The sequence below is a fragment of the Campylobacter sp. IFREMER_LSEM_CL2127 genome, assembly GCF_025771745.1.
In the GTDB taxonomy this organism is placed as follows: domain Bacteria; phylum Campylobacterota; class Campylobacteria; order Campylobacterales; family Campylobacteraceae; genus Campylobacter_D.
Window position 1 is genome coordinate 1 of record NZ_JAKMQV010000030.1, and the last position, 1,054, is coordinate 1,054.

1 pseudogene is annotated in these 1,054 nt (G+C 32.1%); it reads right to left on the minus strand.

The features are described from left to right. Window positions 1–1,054, minus strand: a pseudogene (locus L8V77_RS07640) (hypothetical protein); the annotation flags it as partial.

Below are 1,054 nucleotides of genomic sequence, written 5' to 3' on the forward strand. Positions count from 1 at the left end.
CTAGTTTGATGTAGTCTTTGATGTGTTGGTTTTTGCCATTTACAAATATACCTGCACCACTTTGACCTAATATAGTTCCTTTATTTTCTATAGTATGTATAGAGTTGGTATAAACAATATTAGAAAATTCTTGTAAATTAATACCATGCCTTCCACCTATAATAGAACCTTCATTATTTAAAGTATTTATAGTTCCAGCTTGCCCAAACATAGCAAATACATGAATACCATCTTGTCCACCTTGGATTAAACCATTTGATTTATTATTTAAAAGTGTTATACTAGCATTATTTCCTGTTTGAGTATATATTCCATGTCCATTAGTTCCGATGATATTTCCTGAATTATCTAATGTTCCTACTTTAGCACTTGTATGGTTATATCTTTGCATATTTAAACCATGGTTATTTCCGATGATATCTTTTTGATTATCAAAATGTTCTATCTCAACAGAAAAAAGCGCCATACCATCACCATTAATACCACTAATAAGTCCGGAATTTATTATTGTGTTTATTTTATCTTTTTGATTATTGTTATTAACACGTATACCGTGTTCTTCTCCGATAATACTACCGGTATTATTTAATTTTTCTACAGTAGCTCCACCTCCTAAAAATACACCAATATTTCCGCTTATAGTGCCATTGTTATTTAAATTTTGAAGTGTAGCACCATTATCAACTTTTATGCCATTACCATTTCCACTTATAGTCCCGCTGTTTTCTAAATTTTTTAAAGTAGTATTTTTGGTTGTTACACTAATGCCAGAGCCACCTGTACTTTCAATCAAGCCTGTATTAGTGATTTTATCTACAGTAGAAGCTCCCCATATTTCTACACCATGATTACCATTAGCTGTACTTTTTATTGTACCAGCATTATTGATAGTTACATTGGTAGCACCACTCATAACTTCTACGCCATGTTTACTTGAGTTTGTAACACTACCATCACTTGTAATAGTTAAAGTACCACCGTCTGCACCACTTATAGTAACACCGCTATTAGTAGGTTTATCTATAGTACAATCTGTACTACCATTACAAGTGCC